Origin of the sequence: Aeromonas sp. 82P, assembly GCF_051919365.1 — a bacterium.
GTDB lineage: Bacteria > Pseudomonadota > Gammaproteobacteria > Enterobacterales > Aeromonadaceae > Aeromonas > Aeromonas veronii.
The window spans coordinates 1,809,549-1,829,685 of sequence record NZ_JBQBEV010000001.1 but is presented as its reverse complement, the minus strand read 5'-3'; the positions used below and the strand labels follow the sequence as shown (position 1 = coordinate 1,829,685).

15 protein-coding genes are annotated in these 20,137 nt (G+C 62.4%); 5 read left to right on the top strand and 10 right to left on the bottom strand.

Translation table 11 applies throughout. The features are described from left to right. Nucleotides 1-14: 14 nt before the first annotated feature. Nucleotides 15-950 (bottom strand): pyrimidine-specific ribonucleoside hydrolase RihA, encoded by a 936-nt coding sequence (rihA, locus tag ACTG2S_RS08525; protein ID WP_325793700.1) that lies wholly within the window; start codon nt 948-950, stop codon nt 15-17. A 222-nt stretch (nt 951-1,172) separates the two neighbouring features. Here rihA and ACTG2S_RS08520 point away from each other — a divergent pair, with 222 nt between their 5' ends. Next, a complete protein-coding gene (locus ACTG2S_RS08520) occupies nt 1,173-1,901 on the top strand; it encodes an RluA family pseudouridine synthase (protein ID WP_325793699.1) in 729 nt (242 codons plus the stop codon). A gap of 140 nt (nt 1,902-2,041) precedes the next feature. On the opposite strand, the gene udp is transcribed toward ACTG2S_RS08520, so the two are convergent. After that, nucleotides 2,042-2,797 carry a uridine phosphorylase gene (gene udp, locus ACTG2S_RS08515; protein ID WP_005337975.1) on the bottom strand — a complete coding sequence of 252 codons (756 nt, stop codon included), beginning with the start codon at nt 2,795-2,797 and terminating at the stop codon, nt 2,042-2,044. Nucleotides 2,798-3,179: 382 nt separating this feature from the next. Between udp and yiaY the strand changes: the two genes are divergently transcribed. From yiaY to ACTG2S_RS08500, 3 genes are all read left to right on the top strand, one after another. After that, nucleotides 3,180-4,331, top strand: a complete 1,152-nt coding sequence (yiaY, locus tag ACTG2S_RS08510; protein ID WP_323914010.1) for an L-threonine dehydrogenase — start codon at nt 3,180-3,182, stop codon at nt 4,329-4,331. Nucleotides 4,332-4,466: 135 nt separating this feature from the next. After that, nucleotides 4,467-4,805 (top strand): outer membrane protein assembly factor BamE, encoded by a 339-nt coding sequence (gene bamE, locus ACTG2S_RS08505; RefSeq protein ID WP_005337980.1) that lies wholly within the window; start codon nt 4,467-4,469, stop codon nt 4,803-4,805. A gap of 184 nt (nt 4,806-4,989) precedes the next feature. After that, nucleotides 4,990-5,619: an NAD(P)H-binding protein gene (locus ACTG2S_RS08500; protein WP_439982333.1), complete on the top strand. Its 630-nt coding sequence runs from the start codon at nt 4,990-4,992 to the stop codon at nt 5,617-5,619. A gap of 146 nt (nt 5,620-5,765) precedes the next feature. Here ACTG2S_RS08500 and ACTG2S_RS08495 read toward each other — a convergent pair whose 3' ends face one another. Continuing rightward, complete coding sequence (locus tag ACTG2S_RS08495; RefSeq protein WP_439982332.1) at nt 5,766-7,460, bottom strand: pyridoxal phosphate-dependent decarboxylase family protein; 1,695 nt, start codon at nt 7,458-7,460, stop codon at nt 5,766-5,768. A gap of 224 nt (nt 7,461-7,684) precedes the next feature. Continuing rightward, nucleotides 7,685-8,701: a lipoate--protein ligase A gene (locus ACTG2S_RS08490; RefSeq protein WP_421342834.1), complete on the bottom strand. Its 1,017-nt coding sequence runs from the start codon at nt 8,699-8,701 to the stop codon at nt 7,685-7,687. Nucleotides 8,702-9,131: 430 nt separating this feature from the next. Between ACTG2S_RS08490 and ACTG2S_RS08485 the strand changes: the two genes are divergently transcribed. After that, complete coding sequence (locus ACTG2S_RS08485) at nt 9,132-11,594, top strand: diguanylate cyclase domain-containing protein (protein ID WP_439982330.1); 2,463 nt, start codon at nt 9,132-9,134, stop codon at nt 11,592-11,594. A 51-nt stretch (nt 11,595-11,645) separates the two neighbouring features. Here ACTG2S_RS08485 and ACTG2S_RS08480 read toward each other — a convergent pair whose 3' ends face one another. From ACTG2S_RS08480 to ACTG2S_RS08455, 6 genes are read right to left on the bottom strand one after another with little or no spacing between them, the layout of a single operon-like run. Beyond that, the gene (locus ACTG2S_RS08480) at nt 11,646-12,845 is read right to left on the bottom strand and encodes an ABC transporter permease (RefSeq protein ID WP_439982329.1); all 1,200 of its coding nucleotides are present in this window, start codon (nt 12,843-12,845) and stop codon (nt 11,646-11,648) included. Further along, complete coding sequence (locus tag ACTG2S_RS08475) at nt 12,845-14,059, bottom strand: ABC transporter permease (protein WP_274161002.1); 1,215 nt, start codon at nt 14,057-14,059, stop codon at nt 12,845-12,847. The genes ACTG2S_RS08480 and ACTG2S_RS08475 overlap by 1 nt, the downstream gene beginning before the upstream one ends. Continuing rightward, nucleotides 14,060-14,749: an ABC transporter ATP-binding protein gene (locus tag ACTG2S_RS08470; protein WP_274161003.1), complete on the bottom strand. Its 690-nt coding sequence runs from the start codon at nt 14,747-14,749 to the stop codon at nt 14,060-14,062. Continuing rightward, on the bottom strand, nt 14,742-15,881 hold the full coding sequence (locus ACTG2S_RS08465) for an efflux RND transporter periplasmic adaptor subunit (protein WP_274161004.1): 1,140 nt from the start codon (nt 15,879-15,881) through the stop codon (nt 14,742-14,744). Before ACTG2S_RS08465 ends, ACTG2S_RS08470 begins: the two co-directional genes overlap by 8 nt. Before the next feature lie 27 nt (nt 15,882-15,908). After that, nucleotides 15,909-19,073, bottom strand: a complete 3,165-nt coding sequence (locus tag ACTG2S_RS08460) for an efflux RND transporter permease subunit (protein ID WP_274161005.1) — start codon at nt 19,071-19,073, stop codon at nt 15,909-15,911. Beyond that, the gene (locus tag ACTG2S_RS08455; protein ID WP_201936884.1) at nt 19,066-20,106 is read right to left on the bottom strand and encodes an efflux RND transporter periplasmic adaptor subunit; all 1,041 of its coding nucleotides are present in this window, start codon (nt 20,104-20,106) and stop codon (nt 19,066-19,068) included. The genes ACTG2S_RS08460 and ACTG2S_RS08455 overlap by 8 nt, the downstream gene beginning before the upstream one ends. Nucleotides 20,107-20,137: the final 31 nt, after the last annotated feature.

Below are 20,137 nucleotides of genomic sequence, written 5' to 3'. Positions count from 1 at the left end.
AAATGAACCGGCGCTCAGTCAAACGCCCGCAGCCGCGTCACCAGCAGATCGATAAAGCCCGGACGATCCAGCCCCAACAATACCAGCGCATTGGCTGGCTTGCCGGTCAGACCATAACGATCCACCACCGTCATCCCCACGGTATGCTCCCCGCTGGTCTCGATATCGACCCGGCACTCGACTCCGTGGAACAGCTCGGGAGCCAGCAACCAGGCAATGGTACAGGGGTCGTGGAGCGGTGCACCAGTAAATCCCCACTTGGGATCCCGATGGTAGATCATGAAAAAGTCGAGCAGACCGGCCACACACTGGGCTACCGGGTTGGTGATGGCGCGCACCCGCTCGATATCCGCATCCATCACCTGCGCCTCATGGGTCACATCGAGGCCACACATGGTAATTGGGATGCCCGACTTGAAGACCATATCGGCCGCTTCCGGGTCCACATAAATATTGAATTCCGCGGCCGGGGTCCAGTTGCCGGCCCCTGCGGCGCCCCCCATCAGCACGATGCGGGCAATCTTGGATTTGAGATCGGGATGAGCCGCCAGCAGCAGGGCGATATTGGTGAGCGGGCCGGTCGGCACCAGAGTCACGGGCTGCGGGCTCTCGCGCAGGCACTTGGCCATCAATTCAAGCCCAGTCATGGTCTGCGGCGCAAAGGCAGGATCTGGCAGTTTGGGGCCATCGAGCCCAGATTCGCCATGGACGTTGTCGGCGATGATCAGCTCGCGGGCCAGTGGTTTCGGCGCCCCGGCCGCCACCGGAATATCGTCCCGCCCCAGCAGGGTGAGGATGCGCAGGGCATTGTTGAGGGTCTTGTCCGGCGTCTGGTTGCCCGCACTGGTGGTGACCGCCAGCACGTTCAGTTCAGGGCTGGCCAGCGCCAGAATGAGGGCAATGGCGTCGTCGTGGCCGGGATCACAATCGAGAATAACGGGCAGTGCCATGGAAAGGGTCCTTACAACATAACAGGGAGCCATACCTTAACAAGCAAGCTTCGGATGAACTCGGGAAGGGGTCACAAAATGGGGCCTTATTGCTGACCTGGGCGGTTTGCACGGCACGCCACCTAGCTCAACACGGCTCACTATCAAAAGTTTGCATGGCGTCATGCCGTTCATTTTCCGAGGCTGCGCACCCCCCATTCGCCCGGCCGCGCCGGTTCGGGTATGATCGCCCCCCGTTTCCAGCCTGTGCCACCTATGTCCGTTATCGTCGACACCTTTATTGCCCCGCCCTGCAATGCCGCCATCGAGATCCTGTTCGAAGATGAGCATCTGTTGCTCATCAACAAGCCGAGCGGCCTGCTGAGTCTGTCGGGCAAGAATCCGCAAAACCTCGACTCGGTTCACTATCGCTTGGTGCAGGATTTCCCCGGCTGCACCCTGGTGCATCGCCTCGATTTTGGCACCTCAGGCATCATGGTGGTGGCCAGAAACAAGGCCATCAATGCCCTGCTCTGCCAGCAGTTCAGTCAGCGGGCGGTGAGCAAGGCCTACAGCGCCCTGCTGTGCGGTCATCTGATTGACGACGAAGGAGTTATCGACGCTCCTATCGCCAAGGATCCAGCGATCTTTCCGCTGATGAAGATCTGCGCCGCCAGCGGCAAGCCCGCCCGCTCCCGCTATCAGGTGATTGAGCGGCTGGCGCAGCAGATACAGGGGCAGAACGTGCCTTTGACCCGGGTACGACTGGTGCCGGAGACCGGCCGCACCCATCAGCTGCGCATCCACAGTCAGTTGCTGGGCCACCCCATCCTAGGTTGCGATCTCTATGGTGGCCTGCTTCCCCCCGGCTGCGAACAGGCGCCGCGGCTGATGCTGCATGCCAGCGAGCTGGATTTTGCTCATCCGGTGAGCGGTGAGCCGATGCAGATCCGCTGTGCGCCTGCGTTTTAGAGGCAATGGGTAGGAACAACAAGTGCGAGTGCGACGGGATCAGTGAAAGGGGTGACGGGAGAGGAAAAGCGGTAAACGGCGGATAAAGATAGGGGCCGCGCTTTCGCAACGGCCCCCACCCCCCACTCTTTGTGGTGCTATCAGATCAGCTTGCGGGCAGCGCCTAGTACGATCTTGATGGCATCAGATTCGGTCTTCGCCATGGTCTCGGCGTTCGGGATCTCTTGCTGGGTACGGTTGACGATAACACCAGCCACCATACCGGCACGCAGGCCCTGGCTGGAGCACATGGTCAGCAGGGTGGCTGATTCCATCTCGTAGTTCAGCACGCCCATGGCTTGCCACTCTTTCATGGACCCCTGGAAACGGCTCACTACGCGGCCGGAAACTGTGTCGTAACGCTCCTGACCCGGGTAGAAGGTGTCAGAGGAGGCAGTCACACCGATGTGCAGCTTGGAGCCCATCTCTTTGGCGGTGTTCACCAGCGCGGTGGTGCAGTCGAAGTCGGCAACAGCCGGGAACTCCATCGGTGCAAAGTGCAAGCTGGCACCGTCGAGGCGCACGGAACCGGTAGTCACGATCACGTCACCCACGTTCAGGTGCGGCTGGATGGCGCCGGTGGTACCGATACGCAGGAAGGTGCGGATACCCAGCTGGGCCAGCTCTTCTACCGCGATGGAGGTGGACGGGCCACCAATACCGGTAGAGCAGATAATCACGGCCTTGCCGTCCATCTCGCCGCGCCAGGTAGTGAATTCACGATGGCTGGCCAGGTGCACCGGGTTATCCAACAGCTCTGCGATACGCTTCACGCGCTCGGGGTCACCGGGGACGATCGCCAGGGTGGCGCCTTGCAGATCCGCTTTCTTCAAACCCAAGTGAAATACATCAGACATATTGGACTCCTGGTTGCCCCCTGCCAGCATGGTCAGGGCACAAGTTAAGATGATTCTTTATGATACTTTCAAGCCTTTACCCCCCTCTTCGGGGAGGCGCCAACTATGGTCGAAAGCGCTTTCCAATTCCTTGAAGCGCCTCACACTTCCACGCATTGACAGTGACAAACATTGCGCAAAACGTTTGCTAACTCAATGAAATAATTGACAAACGTTTTTCTACCAATCAAGTCAGATGCGGGAAAGTCAAGCCTGGTTCAGCGCTTAATTAACGACTCGTGATCGACCCCGTAAAGTTGTAAACAAGATGCTTTTGTATCCCTTTCTAGATGGTAGCCTAGCTCTCAACTACCACTTAATGGCTAACTATAGGAAGTCCATCATGGCTACATTCAAATTCTATATTCCCGCTATCAACCTGATGGGTGCCGGCTGTCTGCAAGAGGCCGCCGCCGATATCAAGGGTTACGGCTATCGCAAGGCGTTGATCGTCACCGACAAAATCCTCAACCAGATCGGTGTGGTTGCCAAGCTCACCACCCTGCTGGCTGAACATGGCATTGAAAGCGCTCTTTTCGATGAGACCAAACCCAACCCCACCACCAGCAACGTCGAAGCGGGTCTGGCCATGATCAAGGCCAACGGCTGCGATTGCGTTATCTCGCTGGGTGGCGGCTCGCCCCACGACTGCGCCAAGGGCATCGCGCTGGTCGCCGCCAACGGTGGCAGCATCAAGGATTACGAAGGGGTGGATCGCTCCGCCAAACCGCAACTGCCGCTTATCGCCATCAACACCACCGCCGGTACCGCCTCCGAGATGACCCGCTTCTGCATCATCACCGACGAAGCGCGCCACGTGAAAATGGCCATCATCGACAAGCACGTTACCCCGCTGATGTCGGTCAACGATCCCGAGCTGATGCTGGCCAAGCCAGCCGGTCTCACCGCCGCCACCGGCATGGATGCCCTGACCCACGCCATCGAAGCCTATGTCTCCACCATCGCCACCCCGGTGACCGATGCCAGCGCCGTGATGGCCATCGAGCTGATTGCCAAGCACCTGCGCACCGCCGTTCACCATGGTGATGACCTGCATGCCCGCGAGCAGATGGCCTATGCCCAGTTCCTGGCCGGCATGGCCTTCAACAACGCAAGCCTGGGCTATGTGCACGCCATGGCCCACCAACTGGGCGGTTTCTATGACCTGCCCCACGGTGTCTGCAACGCCGTGCTGCTGCCCCACGTTCAGGCGTTCAACGCCCAGGTGAGCGCGGCTCGTCTGAAGGATGTGGCCCGCTACATGGGTGTTGACGTGAGCACCATGAACGACGAGCAGGGCGCTGCCGCTGCCATTGCCGCCATCAAGCAGCTGGCGCTGGATGTGAAGATCCCGGCCGGTCTGGAGCAGCTCGGCGTCAAAGCCGATGACTTCGATACCCTGGCCAGCAACGCCCTGAAAGATGCTTGCGGCTTCACCAACCCGAAACAGGCGAGCCACGAAGAGATCGTCGCCATCTTCCGCGCAGCGATGTGACAGCAGCGGATTGCCAGAAAGGGTCGCAGTGCGACCCTTTTTATTGGCTGATGGATCAATGGCTTTTTACTTCCGTGGAGGGAGTCGGTATGATTTGCCGAGCCAAAAAGACTGTATGGATGATCTGAACTCGATATGCGGATGAAACACCTGATTGCCGCGGCTTTGACCGCCCTCACCCTCTCCGGTTGCAGCCTGGTCTATCGTATCGATATTCCCCAGGGCAACTATGTGGAACAAAAACAGGTCGACAAACTGCGCCAGGGGATGACCCGCGAGCAGGTCAGCTATGTACTGGGGACCCCCATGCTGCGTGACGGCTTTGACCCCAACACCTGGTACTACCTCTATGAATTCCAGCCGGGCCACGGCGACAAGGAGCGCAAAGAGCTCACCGTCACCTTCGCCAATGACAGGCTGACCACAGTGACGGGTGACTTCCCGCTGCCAGCAGCTTTCAATACCCCGCTCTGATATCCCGCAAAACCGGCCTCGCGCCGGTTTTGTTTTATCCAGCCTCCGCACTATCTATCTTGCCCGTGATCCTGTCGGGGGATGTCGTATCATCTCCTACCATTGCAGCTGCCCGCAAATTGCCTGATGCTGATGAGCAGCCACCATGGCATCAACACCATCGAATGACACAGGGAGAATCCCCATGAGCCGGATCCTGATTGCCGGAGCCAGCGGCCTGATTGGCCGCGAGCTGATCAAACAGTTGCCCGCCGAACACGGGCTGACCCTGCTCTGCCGCAAGCCGGGCAAGGAGGCGCACCACTGGCTGCCGGTCGATTTTGATGATCTGGCTAGCGTCACCCTGCCCCGACCGGTGGATATCGCCTTCTGCGCCCTCGGCACCACCCGCAAGGAAGCGGGCTCTGCCGAGGCATTTCGCCGGGTCGATCTCGACTATGTGGTCGCCTTTGCCGAACTGGCCCGCCGCCACGGTTGTCAACGGCTCATCGTGGTCTCAAGCATGGGGGCCAGTGCATCGTCCCCGGCTCTCTATCCGCGAACCAAGGGGGAGATGGAGCAGGCCTTGCTGGCCCAATCCTGGCCGCGGCTCGCCATCGTGCGCCCCGCCATGTTGCTGGGGGATAGACAACCGCCGCGCCGCTCGGAGCAGATCTTTCAGGCCATCTATCCGCTGTTTCGGCCACTGCTGGTGGGCAAGCTCGCCCGCTGGCGCGCCATCGAGGCCCGTCAGGTGGCCCGCGCCATGATCGCCCTCTCGAAACTGCCCGTCGGGTGCGAGATTGTCGAGAACGAGCAACTGCTGGCCCTCTGAGCCCGGCCTTTTCCACCGCTTTCGCATTCAGTCGTGAAAACAGAAGGGCAAGCCAACCGGCTTGCCCTTTGTCTATCTGTTGGCGTGATACACCCCAACCACCTCTTGCCACCATTGACCGCGCTCGGCAGTCAGGGCAACCGCCATCAACCACGAATATGGTCGATAAAGGCGTCGATCTGCTCGCGAGTGCAGGCAGGATTCATAAAGACCGCCTTCTCCCCGGCGATGTAGGAGTATTTGCCGCGGGCGTCATAGTCGGAGTGGGCCACCGCCTCCACCCAGTTGGTGTAGAGCCCCACCTTGCCGCGCCCCTTGAACAGGCTGCGGTGGTAGTCAGTGTTGCGCTGCAGTCGCGCCTTGTAGGCAAGGTCGCTGGAGCGGGCCAGCTCGAAGGCAAATTCGGCTTCCGGATCGCTCACCCACACGGGGTTGTAGATCTTGAAGCCGACGCTCGGCCCCTGATTCTCCTGCGCCACCAGCTTGACGTTGCCCAGCTGACTTAACCGGAAGCGGAAGTAGTTGGCATTTTGCAGGCAGTGGGCCAGCACGGTGCGATACCCCTCCACCCCCATGTAGTTGAGCGCCGCATAGGCACCGAACAGGCCGCTCGCGCCGCGGGAACATTCGATGGTGGATTGCAGGTGGGTCTGGCCCTGAATGTCCCGCTCGAAGTAGGAGAAGTTCTCCGGGTCATTCTCCATCGCCTTGAGATCGTCCTGCTCCTTGATCATCACCAGACTGGAGGTGTAGGGCACATAGCCCCACTTCTGGAAGTCGACGGTGAAGGAGTCGGCATATTTCAGCTCGGCAAAGCGCGCCACGTTGCGCTCGATCCCCGCCAGAGTGGCGCTGTTGATGGCGAGCGGGTTGGCGGCAAAGTCGTAACCCAGGAAGAAGATCATCGACCAGCCGATGGCCGCATCGACGTGGATATGGGGCTTGACCGTCACCTCGAACTGCTCGCAGAGGCGATTGCGCAGCTCGAACACGGGTTTCACCTGATCCACCCCGAAGGTATCAGTGGTGCCCATGGTGAGCATGATGGTGGGCACCACGTGTTTCAGGGCAAAACTGGCGGTCAGGGTGCGTTCGAGGTGGTCGAGATCGATGTCGTTGTTCTCGCCGACCTGAATGCGGATAGTCTTGTTCTCGATATCGACCCCGAGCAGGGAGAGGTTGGTGATGTTGGAGTAGTGACCGCCCTGGGAGTTGATGATGCGGTAATCCTGATAGTGGCCGAGCCCCTTGTGCTTGGCCTCGGGCAGGCTTTTGCGAATGCCGAGCAGGTAGCCATAGAGGTTACAAAAGGTCCCCCCCTGGGTGAAGATGCCGGTGGCCCGCTCGGGGTCATAGCCTGCCAGCAGCGCAATCTGGCGCACCACCTTCTTCTCCAGCTCCTCGGCCACCCCGGCGTATTCGGAGTAGACCAGATTGGGGTTGGCAAGAATGCCCAGCTGGGCGCCGTAGATGGCGGGATCCGCCGACATGGTGATGACGTTCTCGACGCTGGAGGGGTTCTCCCAATCCTTCGACAGGGCGGCGGCAAACAGCAGCTCGGCCATGGGCTCTCCCGGGGTGCGCATGGTGGCGGGCACCGGCATGGTCTCGCAGAGATCGGCCAGGCGGGCACGGCCATCAGGCCAGGCATTCAAACGGGCATCCGGCGCCAGACCACGGGCCCGAAATTCGTTGAGAGTGGCAAATCCGGGTTCGCGAAAAACGGGCCAGAGATCGGGATTACGCGAGAAAAAGTTGGCTTTGACGGTGGCGAAACGGGCGGAAAAATCGGGGTGGACGGCATTGACGCTTTCGTCTTGCAGATAAACTAAGTCACTCATTTTTATACCATTAGTACAGCAAATGTGCGGCCGTTATACCCCTGTACCTGCGGGGCCGACAGTGACAATATCTAATGGCCTACCCTACTTTTTGTCATGTATCAGCCATCACAAGGGCTGGCAAAAAGGCGCCTTTGAGGCGCCTCTTTATATTTCGTGATCTTGCTCCCATCCTGGCTGACAGCGCCCTCACTAACGGACCGCCATCAGTGCAGTGCCCCCCCTCAACGCAGGGAGGTCAACAGCCACCGGGCAAACTCCACCAGCTCGCTCTGCTGCTGCGGGAAGGCCGCCAGCCAGGGCTGCAGGCGCGCGGAAACCGCCTCCGGTCGATAGCCGCAACCTGCCAGTTCGGCCGCCAACAGATCAAACGGGGCCGGCTCCAGAGTATCGCTAAAGAGCTGTGCCCGGGTGATGACCCCCTTCTCCACATCAAAGTGCAGCTCCACCTCGCCCCAGCTGAACCGCTCCTCCAGCAGATGGCTGAACGCCGGGGCATGACCGTAGTTCCACTCCCAGCTGCGCTGACGGGCGAAGGTCTCGGCAAAGCCCGGCAGATCCGGCATCTGCTCGGGAGAGATATGCTCGGGCTCAACTCGAGCACCGTAATGGTGGAAGAAGGCCTCCTGCAGCGCCTCGCTCATCTGTTGATGGTCGATCCCCGGCAACAGTTCGCACAGATTGGCCACCCGGCTGCGCACCGAGGTGATCCCCTTGGCCGCCAGCTTCTTGGGGTCGGGGTTGAGGTAGTTGGCGAGCCGACCGAGATCGGCATCCAGCAGCAGGGTGCCGTGGTGAAAACCGCGATCCAGAGTCTCCCGATAGGCCGACCCCGATACCTTACGCTCCCCGTCCGGGGTGGCCACCAGCAGATCGTTGCGACCGGAGGCAAACGCCTCGATCCCCAATCGCTTGAGCCCGTCCAGCACGATGGCGGTGGAGACGCTCTTGTCATACTCCGGCTTGCCCGCCATGAAGGTGAAGCAGCTGTTGCCAAGGTCGTGAAACACGGCGCCACCACCGCTGCTGCGACGCGCCAGGGTAACCCCATCCTCTTCCATGCGGCGGGTATTGCACTCCTTCCACGGATTCTGGGCACGGCCAATCACCACGGTATTGGCATTGCGCCAGAGGAACAGCACCCGCTGGCCGGGGTCCATCTGGCGGAAGATGCACTCCTCAACGGCCAGATTGAACAGGGGATCGTGAGAGTCGGAGACAAGCAGACGCAAGCGGGACATAAAAAGACCTTATCCGGAACTGGGGGCAGCATGATAACACTGACGGGGTACCATCACTGAGCCATCGCACATTAACCGGTGCGCAGCAGCCGCGATACATTTGCGTCACACCTGACCGCCCCATAAAAGTATCTATTGATATAACGACACAGCTTGACGTGCAACCACGGAAAAAATGCAGTCAAGCCACAATGACAACGATAAAAACGGGAAAAAGTGGCTAGAATGCGACCACTTCGATAGGCCATATGACTCTCTTATTGGTCACATAACTTGCAAAAAAACGGCATGTATCCATTCCGTGTGATGAATGACACAAAAATGACTTTCCAACCCCCCTATCCCCCATTGCAAACGCCTTTTCTCCCCTTGCAGGTGACACAAAATTGCTTGAATCTAGCCTAGACACCGCTCCCGAGAGAAACGTTGTATGACGGAGAACGCAGCCCCCCGCCAGCCCCTCAGCTGGTTTCTGCCAATGCTGGTCAGTATGGTCATCGCGACCCTGACCTCTCCCCCGGTGCGAGCCGGCGAGCAGGTCATCGTCCAGTTGCCGTGGCAACACCAGTTCCAGTTTGCCGGTTACTACGCGGCCATCGCCAAAGGGTTTTATCGGGAGGCCGGTCTGCATGTCACCCTGCGCGAAGCGGACTCCCGCACCGATGTGGTCAGCGAGGTGATCTCGGGAAAGGCCCAGTTTGGCATCAGCGGCAGTGATCTGCTGCTGGATCGGGCTGCCGGTCGTCCGGTGGTGGTGCTCGCCGCCCTGCTGCAGCACTCGCCGCTGGTTCTGCTCACGCTGGATCGGCCAGATATTCGCAACCCGGCTGATCTGGCCAACAAGCGACTGATGCTGGAGCCTGGCTCCAACGAGCTGCTGAACTACCTTTCTCACCAGACCCGCAGCCGCGACTGGGTCACCCTCCCATACAAGCAGGGGATACAGGCACTGCTGGCGGGCAAGGTGGATGCCATCAGCGCCTACAGCACTACCGAGCCCTTCTATCTGCAGCAAAGAGGCATCCCCTATCGGGTCTTCAGTCCGCGCACCATCGACTTCGACTTCTACGGCGACAACCTGTTTACCTCCGAGCGGGAGCTGATCACCCGACAGGATCGGGTCTACGCCTTCCAGCAGGCCAGCCTCAAGGGGTGGCGCTATGCGATGGACCACCCCGAAGAGATGATCAACCTCATCATGGAGCAGTACCCGACCGGGGCTGGCCGTGAACAGTTGGAGTTCGAGGCGCGCGAAACCAGAGAGCTGATGCAACCGGATCTGATCGAACCTGGCTACATGCAGCAGGAGCGCTGGCTGCAGATCGCCAAAACCTATCTGGAGGCGGGCATGCTCACGGTATTGCCCAACCTCGACCGCTTTATCTACGACCCTGCGCAGGAGCGGCTACGCCAGCAACGGCAACTGCTCGACAAGAGCGTGGCGGTGGCCATGCTCATCACCTTTACCCTGATGACCCTGCTCGGCATCTTCTTGCACCTCTATCTGCGCCTGCGCCAGGAGGCGCGGGATCGCCAGCGGCTGACCCGTGAACTGGCCCAGAGCGAGCAACACTATCGCTTCGTGGCGGAGAACAGCGCCGATGTGATCTGGACCATGGATGCCGCCAGCTTGCGCTTTCGCTATGTCAGCCCGGCCATCGCCCCTCTGAGCGGCTACGAGGCCCCCGAGCTTTTTGCCCTGCCCCTCAAACAGCTGCTGCCCGATGCCTCAAGGCAACTGCTGCGCGAGGAGATCTCCGCCACCCTGGAGGCCTGGCAGCGGGGGGAACATGACCAGACTCGCCGGGTCATTCGCACCCAGCTGCGCCACAAGGATGGCCATCTGGTGGCGACCGAGACCATCACCACCCTCCATGGCAACCACAATGCCCAGCCGGAGGCGATACTTGGGGTCACCCGGGATATCACCGAGCGGGCAGCGCGAGAGGAGATGATGCGCCGCCTCGCCTTCTACGACCCCCTCACCGGGCTGCCCAATCGCCGCTTGCTGCAGCAACGGCTCAAGGAGCTGATGGAGCAGGAGACGCCCCGTCCGCTGGCATTGATGTTTATCGACCTCGATCACTTCAAGCCGATCAACGACACCTTCGGCCATGAGACCGGGGATATTCTGCTCAATATGGTGGCCGAGCGGATGAGCCACTGCGTGCGCAAACAGGATCTGGTGGCACGGCTGGGGGGCGATGAGTTCGTTATCTTGCTGCCGGAGAGTGGCGACGAAGTGCTGGCGGTGGCCGACAAGCTGCACCAGCATCTGCGCCATCCGTTCCAGCTGGAGGGGCAGGAGCTGCTCATCTCCAGCAGTATCGGGCTGGCGCTCTATCCCGAGCACGGGGAGGATGCCAAAACCCTGATGCACCACGCCGATCAGGCCATGTATCAGGCGAAGAATCGCGGCCGCGGCCGGGTCTGCCTCTTTACCGAGGGCCTTGATCCCGAGCAGGGCGCACTGCTGTGGCAACCAGGCCACGAGTGCGGTCACCCGCGCATCGATGCCGAGCATCGCCAGCTCTTCGTATTGACCAACCGGCTGCTGGAGCGGATGAAAGATCAGCACGAGGATCCGGCCCCGTTTCTGGAGAGTCTGGAGAGCCTGTTCGACATGGCCCGCCATCACTTCGCCTTTGAAGAGCAGATGCTGGCGGAGATCGACTATCGGGAGCTCGTCAGCCACCGTCAGGATCACCAGCGCCTGCTCAACAAAGCGAGCCAACTGCTGCACGCCGCCAAAGCGGGGACATTGGGCAACGACGAGCTGCTCAACTTCATCATTCAGGAGCTGGTAGTCGGCCACATGAGTCAGGCGGATCGCCGCTACTTCCCCCTGTTCAGATCTGAGCGCAGCCTGTCGGTTGCGGAGGTGGTCGCCTAGTCCCCCTCTGCTAAGACCCGAGCGTAATGCGCCTCTTGCGAAAGGGGCGACCTAGTCACCGCGCAGGGCAACCACTGGGTCGAGACGCACTGCCCGCAGCGCAGGAGCGACCCCGGCCAGCAGGCCAACCAGGGCGCTGCAACCGAGCGCCAGCAGCAGATAGAGAGGATGGAGGGTGAGCGGCAAGCCGGCCGCCAGCAGGGTGAGCAGCAGCTTGAGCCCGCCGAGCAGGGCCAGCCCCATGGCTCCGCCCAGCAGCGCCAGCACCACGGCTTCGAGCAGGAACAGCAATAGAATGCGCCGCCGCGGGCAGCCCAGCGCCATCAGCAAGCCCACTTCAGGGATCCGCTCCTGCTGGGCGATGCTCATGATGCTGAAGATGCCGACCGCCCCGATCAGCAGCGAGATAATACCGAGCCCGCCAACCGCCAGCTTGATGATGGAGAGGATCTTGTCGAGGTTGGTCAGCATGTCCTGCTGGGAGGTGAGGGTGAAGTCCTCGGCGCCGTGGCGGGCGATCAGCACCCGCCGGATCTGGGCGGTGATATCGGCTTCCGTCTGTCCGGCGCGATAGATGACGTCGATCTCCTGCAGCCCCTCCTTGTTGAACAGCGCCTGGGCGTGAGCGGCGGGCAGATAGATCATGTCGTCCAGATCAAAGCCGAGAAATTGCCCCTTGGGCGCCAGCACGCCGGCCACCCGAAAACGGCGATCACCGGCCCGCAGCAGACTGCCCGGCGCATCGCCACCGGGAAACAGCTCAGCCGCCACCTTGGCCCCCAGCACCGCATAGGCGCGGGGCATGGCACTGTCGTCCGCGGGCAGAAAACGCCCCTGCACCAGGGTGAGTCGCCAGCCGGAGAGTGCCGCCGGGCCGGTGCCCAGAATGGCGGTGCTGCGGGTGAGCCCGCGGCTGCGCACCTCCCCCTGCCCCTGTACCACAGGGAGCGCCGCCTCTACCCCTGCCAATCTGGCGAGGGCATCGGCGTCCTCCAGCAGCAGGGGACGACTGCTGGAGAGGATGCCGGGCGGGCCGCCGGCGGTTTCGGTCTTGCCCGGGGTCACGGCGATCAGTCGGGTGCCAAATTGGGAGAAGCTGTCGAGCAGATAGAGCCTGAGCCCCTCGCCGATGCCGGTGAGCAGGGTCACCGAGGCGATCCCGATGGCGATCCCCAGCGCCGACAGCAGGCTGCGACTGCGCCCCGCCAGCAAGGCGCGCCAGAGCCAGAACAGCAGATCAGCGGCGCGCATCAGCCACCGCTCCACTGCCCGCTGCGCAGGCTGCTGACCGGATCTTGCCGTGCCGCCCGGGAGGCGGGCAACCAACTAAAAAACAGCCCGGTCAGCAGGGCCGCCGGTATGGTGCAGAAAGTAGCGAGCTGAGGGACCGCCGCCGGAAATCCGGGCCAAATCACTCCGGCGAGGGAAACAAGGGCATAGCCCAAGACCGTTCCAAACAGCGCGCCACTGCCGCTTAGCAGCAGCGCCTCCCACAAAAACAGCTGGCGGATCTGGCGACTGTCGGCCCCCAGCGCCTTGAGCAGGCCGATCTCGCCGGTGCGCTGGCGGGTGCTGATCAGCGCCAGATTCATCATCATGATGCCGGAGACCAGCAGGCTGATGGCACCGATGCCGGCAACCGCCAGGGTGAGGGTCGAGAGAATGGTGGAGAAGGTGGCCAGCATGGCGTCGCGACGCACCACGGTCACATCGAGCACCCCGTGACGCCCCTGCATCAGCTGCTCCAGTCGCTTGACCAGCGGGGGCACTGCTTGCCCCGCCAGCGGCTGGATCAGCAGCCGAAACAGCCCCTCGGTGTTGAACAGCCGCATGGCGCTACCGACCGGGATCAGCGCGGCCTCGGCCATATCCATCCCCAGATTGCTGCTCTGGCTGGTGAAGACCCCCACCACCCGAAAGCGGCGATTGTCAAAACGCAGCCACTGGCCGACCGGATCGGCCTGACCGAACAGCTCACGGGCCACCTTGGCCCCGAGCAGGACGGCCGGTCGATCCTCTGCGGCATCCCCCGGCAGCCAGCGGCCGGAGAGCAGCTCCAGCCCGTGGGTATCGCGCAGCCCGTTGCTGCTGCCAAGCAGCATGGTCTGGCGCAGCCGCGCCCCCTGTTTGGCCTCGGCAAAGCCCATCACCAGCGGCACCAGCCGCACGTTTGGCTGGTGCTGGCCAAGGTAGTGCATGTCATCGAGGGTGATCTGCCGCAGACTGTTTCCGGTGACCGGCGGCAGCCCGCCGGTGGTCTCCTTGCGGCCCGGGAACATCACCAGCAGATCCTTGCCAAGGGAGCTGAACTGGTCGGCCACATAGCGCCTCGCCCCCTCCCCCAGCGCGGTGAGCAGCAGCACCGAGGTGACGCTCAGACTCACCGCCAGGATCAAGACCAGCGCCCGTGAACGCTGACGCAATAACGCCACGGCGGCAAAGCGGATCACATCGGGGCGCCGCATTCAGCCACCGCCGCTATCAATGTTGATGCGGCCATCGTTCATCAGGATCCGCCTGCCCGCCCGCTCACCGAGGCGCGGATCATGGGTCACCACCACCAGCGTGATCCCCTGCTCCCGGTTGAGCCCCTCCAGCAGGGTAATCACCTCCTCCCCGGAGCGGGAGTCGAGATTGCCAGTGGGCTCGTCGGCCAGGATCAGCCGCGGCGCCATCGCCATGGCACGGGCGATGGCTACCCGCTGACGCTGACCACCGGAAAGCTCGGCAGGGCGGTGTCCGGCCCGGTTCTCCAGCCCCAGCTCCCCCAGCAGTCGTTGGCTGCGACGATGGCGCTCGGCGGGGGCAATCCCGCACAACATCAGCGGCAGCTCGACGTTTTCACGGGCGGTGAGGCGGGAGATAAGGTGAAACGACTGGAACACGAAGCCGATGCGATGGCCGCGCAGTTGGGCCAGCGCCGGCTCTGACAGGGTGGCGGTATCCTCCCCTCCCAGCCAGTAGCGCCCCTCATCGGGCCGATCCAGCAGCCCCAGCACATTGAGCAGGGTCGATTTGCCGGATCCCGAGGGGCCCATCACCGCCAGATACTCCCCCTCGGCAACCCGCAGGGATACACGATCGAGGGCAGCCACCTCGCTCCCCCCCAGAGTGAAGCGACGGCTGACGGCCTCAAGGCGAATGAGATCACTCATCCGTCTGCTCCGTGGCGGCGCTGAAAGGGCCCTCCCCGACAATCTGTCCGGGCTGGGCTGCCAGCCGATCACCGGCGGCGAGCCCCTCGGCCACCTCAATCCAGTTCCAGTTTTCCACACCCCAGCGGGGTACCACCCGCACCAGCTTATCCCCTTCCAGCCGCAGCACACTGCCATCGTCGGCCCGGCTGCTGGCCGCTACCCGCAGCACATCGGTGGCGCGGGTCACCTCGACCTCAAGGTCGGCGCTGTAGCCAATAAGCAGGGGGACATCGGTGGGCAGGGCAGTGAGCGCCGCCTCCACCTCCACGGTGCGGGCCTGCTTCTCCAGCTCCTTCACATAGGGGGCGATACGGGTGACGGTGGCGGCAAAATCGCGCCCGGGCATGGCATCGAGCAGTATCCGGGCAGACTGGCCCACCTTGAGGCGGGCGGCATCCACCTCATCGATGGGGGCAGAGACATACAGACACTTATCATCGATAAGATCGATCACCGGAGGCATGGCGACCCCGGGCGGTGAGGGAGTCATGTATTCGCCCAACTTGCTGTTGACCTCTGCCACCACACCGGCAAACGGCGCCAGCAGGCGGCGCTCGCTCAAGCGAGCCTCCACCTGGGCGACCTGCGCCTCGTCTACCCGCTCCTGCTGACGGGATGCGCGGCAGACATAGCGGCGGGTATCGGCCAGATTCTGGGCCTGCTCGGCGAGGGTGCGGGAGGTGAGGTTTTTGGCCAGCAAGGTGGCCAGCCGGTTGGCCTCCCGCTCGTAGTAGGCAGCCTCGCTGCAACGCTCCTCGCGCTGGGTCTTGCCGAGCGCCTGCTGGGCGCGGGCCCGGGCAAGATCGGCATGAATATCGTCACTCCAGAGGGTCAGCAGCAGATCTCCCCGGGCTACCCGCTCCCCGGCCTTGACGGCGATCTGCTCCACCACGCCGCCACCGGGCAGACTGAGCCCGGCCCGCTGACACGACTTGATGGTGCCAGCCCGGGTGTTGACCACGGTGACCAGCACATCCCCCCTCCCGACCTCAGCCAGCCTGATCGGCGTCGGCTGCGGTTGCCACCACCATGCCACAGCAGCAGCCGCTACCACAGCGCCACTTCCCCACCACAACCAACCTCTCTTCATCGCGCATCCTTTCGCTAGTGACTCCCGTCATGTGCGTCGGGAGAGCAGGGCATAATAGAGCAAGGGTATCACCACCAGGGTGAGCAAAGTGGAGACCAGGATCCCGAAAATCAGGCTGATGGCCAGTCCGTTGAAGATGGGATCATCGAGGATAAACAGGGCTCCGATCATCGCCGCCAGCGCCGTCAGCATGATGGGTTTGGCCCGCACCTGCGCCGCTTCGATCACCGCCTGCTCGAACGCCACTCCGGCGCTGCGCTGCTGCTCGATAAAGTCCACCAGCAGGATGCTGTTGCGTACGATGATCCCGGCCAGGGCGATCATCCCGATCATCGAGGTGGCGGTAAACTGGGCCCCCAACAGGGCGTGGCCCGGCATCACCCCTATGATGGTGAGCGGAATGGGAGCCATGATGATGAGTGGCACCAGATAGGAGCGGAACTGGGCCACCACCAGCAGATAGATGAGGATCATCCCCACCCCGTAGGCGATGCCCATATCGCGGAAGGTCTCGTAGGTAATCTTCCACTCACCGTCCCACAACAGCGCCACCTCCCCCAGCTTGTCGGGCTGCTGCACGTAATATTGGGGCAGGTCGATATCGGCACCGGCGGCAAACATGCCGTAGAGCGGGCTGTCGGTATTGCCACCCATGTCGGCCACCACCATCACCATGGGCTGCATGTTCTTGTGCATGATATAGCTGGGGGCCACCTCATCACGGCGACTCACCAGCTCGGAGACCCGCACCAGCTGGCCGCTCTGGCTGCGCACCTTGAGGGCCAGCACACCCGCCAGATCCCGTTTGTCACCGGGAGCCAGTTCGATGCGGATCGGCACCGGATACTTGGCGCCTTGCCCCTGCAGCCAGCTGGCATCCTGATAACCCACCCCGCCATTGAGGGTGTTCACCAGCTCCCCGAGATCGACCCCGAGCAGGGCCGCCTTGCTGCGATCCACCACCAGCCGCCACTTGGGCTGCGGGTCGGTCAGATAGATATCCACATCCACCAGATCCGCCGTGGCCACAAAACGAGCCTGTACGGCGCGAGCCGCCGCTTCGCGGGCGGCCTGAGTTGGGCCATAGATTTCAGCAACGATAGGTGACCAGACCGGCGGGCCAGGCGGCACCTCAACGACTTTCAGGTTGCCCCCTGCCGCACTGGCGATGGCCTGCAGCGGCTCCCGAACCGACTGGGCAATCTGGTGACTGCTGCGATCCCGCTCATGCTTGTCCACCAGATTGACCTGAATATCCCCCACGTTAGCGCCGCTGCGGATAAAGTAGTGGCGCACCAGCCCGTTGAAATTGATGGGGGCGGCGGTGCCGGCGTAGATCTGGTAATCCTTCACCTCCTCCACCTTGGCAAGCTCTCGTCCGACCGCCAGCAGGGTGCGCTCGGTCTGCTCCAGGGTCGCCCCCTCCGGCATATCGAGCACCAGCTGAAATTCCGACTTGTTGTCAAAGGGGAGCATCTTGAGCACCACCCACTGCACCACCGGCATGGCGGTGGCGGCCCCGACCAGCAGCAACACCACCAGCCAGAGTTTGCGTCTGGCACGCTTGGCGCCATCACCAATCAGGAAAGGGGTCATCAGCCGGTGAAAAAGACCCGCCTTGGCCTCGCCGTGGGCACCGTGCACCGAATCCTTGAGCAAATGGCTCGCCAGCCAGGGGGAGAAGATAAAGGCCACCAGCAGGGAGATAAGCATCCCCATGCTGGCATTGATGGGAATGGGGCTCATGTAAGGGCCCATCAGCCCGCTGACAAAGGCCATCGGCAGCAGGGCCGCGATGACGGTCAGGGTCGCCAGTATGGTCGGCCCCCCCACCTCGTCCACCGCCCCCGGTATCAGATCCTTGAGCGCCCCCTTGCCCAAACCGCGATGGCGGTGGATGTTCTCCACCACCACGATGGCGTCATCCACCAGAATGCCGATGGAGAAGATCAGCGCAAACAGCGACACCCGGTTGAGGGTAAAGCCCCAGGCCCAGCTGGCAAACAGGGTCAGCGCCAGGGTGATGACGATGGCAACCCCCACTACCAACGCCTCGCGCCAACCCATGCTCACTAGCACCAGCAGCACCACCGCTGTGGTGGCAAAAATCAGCTTGCCGATGAGGGTGTTGGATTTGGTCTCGGCGGTGACGCCGTAGTCCCGGGTCACCGTCACCTCGACCCCGGCAGGGATGAGTCGGTTCTGCAAACTTTCGACCCGCGCCTCCACCTGCTTGGCCACATCGACCGCGTTCTGGCCCGGCTGCTTGCCGATGGCCAGGGTCACCGCCGGATAACTGGCCTGTCCCATCCCCATCCAGCTGCGTTTGGTCGGGGTCTCCTGACCCAGAGAGACCCTGGCCACCTCCCCCAGATAGACCGGCTTGCCGTCGTGCAGCCCCACTACCAGCTCGCGGGCCTCCTGTTCGTTTTGCAGGAACTGCCCCACCTGCACCTTGATCTCACTGTTGTCTTGCTCGATGGCCTGTGTGGTGCCCACCTGATTGGCGGCAGCAAGGCGCTGGCTCAGCTCACCCCAGCTGATGCCGTGGGCGCTGAGGGCCGCCGGATCCGGCATCACCCGCAACACGGCGCTCTGGCTGCCCAGCGTGTAAATATCGCGGGTACCGGGAATGCGCTTGAGTTCGGTCTCCAGCTCATGGGCGACCCGGGTCAACTCGGGAGCCCCCAGTTGCTTGCTCCCCTCTTTGCTCCATAAGGTCAAACTGACGATAGGGACATCATCGATCCCCCGGGGTTTTACCAGTGGCAGACCGACTCCGATCCCCTGTGGCAGCCAATCGCGGTTGGAGTCTAGCTGGTTGTTGAGATCGACGATGGCCTGCTCGCGGCTAACACCCACCTTGAACACCACCACCAGCAGGGCGCCATCGGGTTGGGAAAAAGAGTAGAGGGTATCGATCCCCTTTATCTGGGAGACCACCTGCTCGGCAGGGGTGGTGACGAGAGAGGCCACTTCAGCCGGAGTGGCTCCCGGGAAGGGAATATAGACATCGGCGAAGGTGACATCGATCTGCGGCTCCTCCTCCTTGGGGGTCACCAGCACTGCAAACAGACCGAGCAACAGCCCCACCAGCGCCAGCAGCGGAGTGATGGCCGAGCCTTGGAACAGCGCAGCCAGCCGACCGGCAGGCCCCAGCCTCTCCTTGTTGCCGTTCAGCTCGCTACTCATGGGCCACCTCCTGCTGCTGCGCCCAGGCATCGGGAGCCAGCTTGTCACCGGCTTGCAGCCCGGCCAGGATCTCGCACTGTCCCTCGACGCAATGGCCGACCCGCACCGGTGTCAGGGCCCAGCCAGCGGGTTGCTGCAGATAGACGCCGTTGAACTCCCCTTGCCGCAGCAGGGCGCGATCCGGCACCTGCAACACCTGACGTTCACCCTGTTTGAGCTGCACCTTGAGCCACATGCCGGGCAATACCCCGGCGGTTTGCGGCGGCAAGTCGAGGCGCAACCTGAAGGTGTGGCTCTGGCTGTCGGCATAGTTGAAGCGGGTCAATTTGACCGGGGTAACAGACTTGCCATCCGGCAGCAGCACCTGCACATCCGCAGGCTCACGAGCAAGCGTCAGGGCGGATTGGGGCAACTCCACCTCCACCCGCAAGGTGTCGAGAGAGAAGCCGGAGAGCAGCGGGGTACCGGGGGCGACAGTCTCCCCCAGCTCTACCAGCCGTTTGGTCACCACTCCGGCGTAAGGGGCCAGAATGCGGGTATAACCGTAGGCCTCGCGAGCCTGAGTGAGAGCCGCATCGGCAGCGTTCACCTCGGCGCGGGCGGCGCGATCAGTCGCCAGGGCATTATCGAGCTGGGCGCGGGTGATCACCCCCTTGGCAATCAGCGCCTGAAAGCGGGCGAGCTGGCGCTCGGCTTCCACTTGCTGGGCCTGCGCCCGCGCCAGCCGCGCCTCGGCCCCCGTGACGGCGGCAAACTGCTCCTTGCCACTGATCTCCAGCAGCGGTTGCCCCGCCTGCACCTGATCGTTCACATCCACCAGCATGCGGGAGACCCGGCCGCTGGTCTGGGCCGCCACCGTCCCCTGATTGATGGCACTGACGGTGCCATCCAGCGTCAGCCAGTCAGTCACCGGCTGTGGCGCCACTGTCAACAAGGGCTCTGGCTCCCCGTCCGCGGCAAGGGCCCGGGGGGATGTCATGGCCTGCGATGTCATCACCAACAAGGTGATCCCCAGCAACCGGATCTTTTCCATTATTACTCTCCTTCCCTGGCGTAATCTGTCA

Bases quoted from the DNA above. Each gene is read 5' to 3' on its own strand.
- ACTG2S_RS08460 (WP_274161005.1), bottom strand. From the start codon at position 19,073: ATGAGTAGCGAGCTGAACGGCAACAAGGAGAGGCTGGGGCCTGCCGGT.
- ACTG2S_RS08490 (WP_421342834.1), bottom strand. From the start codon at position 8,701: ATGTCCCGCTTGCGTCTGCTTGTCTCCGACTCTCACGATCCCCTGTTC.
- yiaY (WP_323914010.1), top strand. From the start codon at position 3,180: ATGGCTACATTCAAATTCTATATTCCCGCTATCAACCTGATGGGTGCC.
- rihA (WP_325793700.1), bottom strand. From the start codon at position 950: ATGGCACTGCCCGTTATTCTCGATTGTGATCCCGGCCACGACGACGCC.
- ACTG2S_RS08485 (WP_439982330.1), top strand. From the start codon at position 9,132: ATGACGGAGAACGCAGCCCCCCGCCAGCCCCTCAGCTGGTTTCTGCCA.
- ACTG2S_RS08475 (WP_274161002.1), bottom strand. From the start codon at position 14,059: ATGCGGCGCCCCGATGTGATCCGCTTTGCCGCCGTGGCGTTATTGCGT.
- ACTG2S_RS08455 (WP_201936884.1), bottom strand. From the start codon at position 20,106: ATGGAAAAGATCCGGTTGCTGGGGATCACCTTGTTGGTGATGACATCG.
- bamE (WP_005337980.1), top strand. From the start codon at position 4,467: ATGCGGATGAAACACCTGATTGCCGCGGCTTTGACCGCCCTCACCCTC.
- ACTG2S_RS08520 (WP_325793699.1), top strand. From the start codon at position 1,173: ATGATCGCCCCCCGTTTCCAGCCTGTGCCACCTATGTCCGTTATCGTC.
- ACTG2S_RS08470 (WP_274161003.1), bottom strand. From the start codon at position 14,749: ATGAGTGATCTCATTCGCCTTGAGGCCGTCAGCCGTCGCTTCACTCTG.
- udp (WP_005337975.1), bottom strand. From the start codon at position 2,797: ATGTCTGATGTATTTCACTTGGGTTTGAAGAAAGCGGATCTGCAAGGC.
- ACTG2S_RS08495 (WP_439982332.1), bottom strand. From the start codon at position 7,460: ATGAGTGACTTAGTTTATCTGCAAGACGAAAGCGTCAATGCCGTCCAC.
- ACTG2S_RS08480 (WP_439982329.1), bottom strand. From the start codon at position 12,845: ATGCGCGCCGCTGATCTGCTGTTCTGGCTCTGGCGCGCCTTGCTGGCG.
- ACTG2S_RS08500 (WP_439982333.1), top strand. From the start codon at position 4,990: ATGAGCCGGATCCTGATTGCCGGAGCCAGCGGCCTGATTGGCCGCGAG.
- ACTG2S_RS08465 (WP_274161004.1), bottom strand. From the start codon at position 15,881: ATGAAGAGAGGTTGGTTGTGGTGGGGAAGTGGCGCTGTGGTAGCGGCT.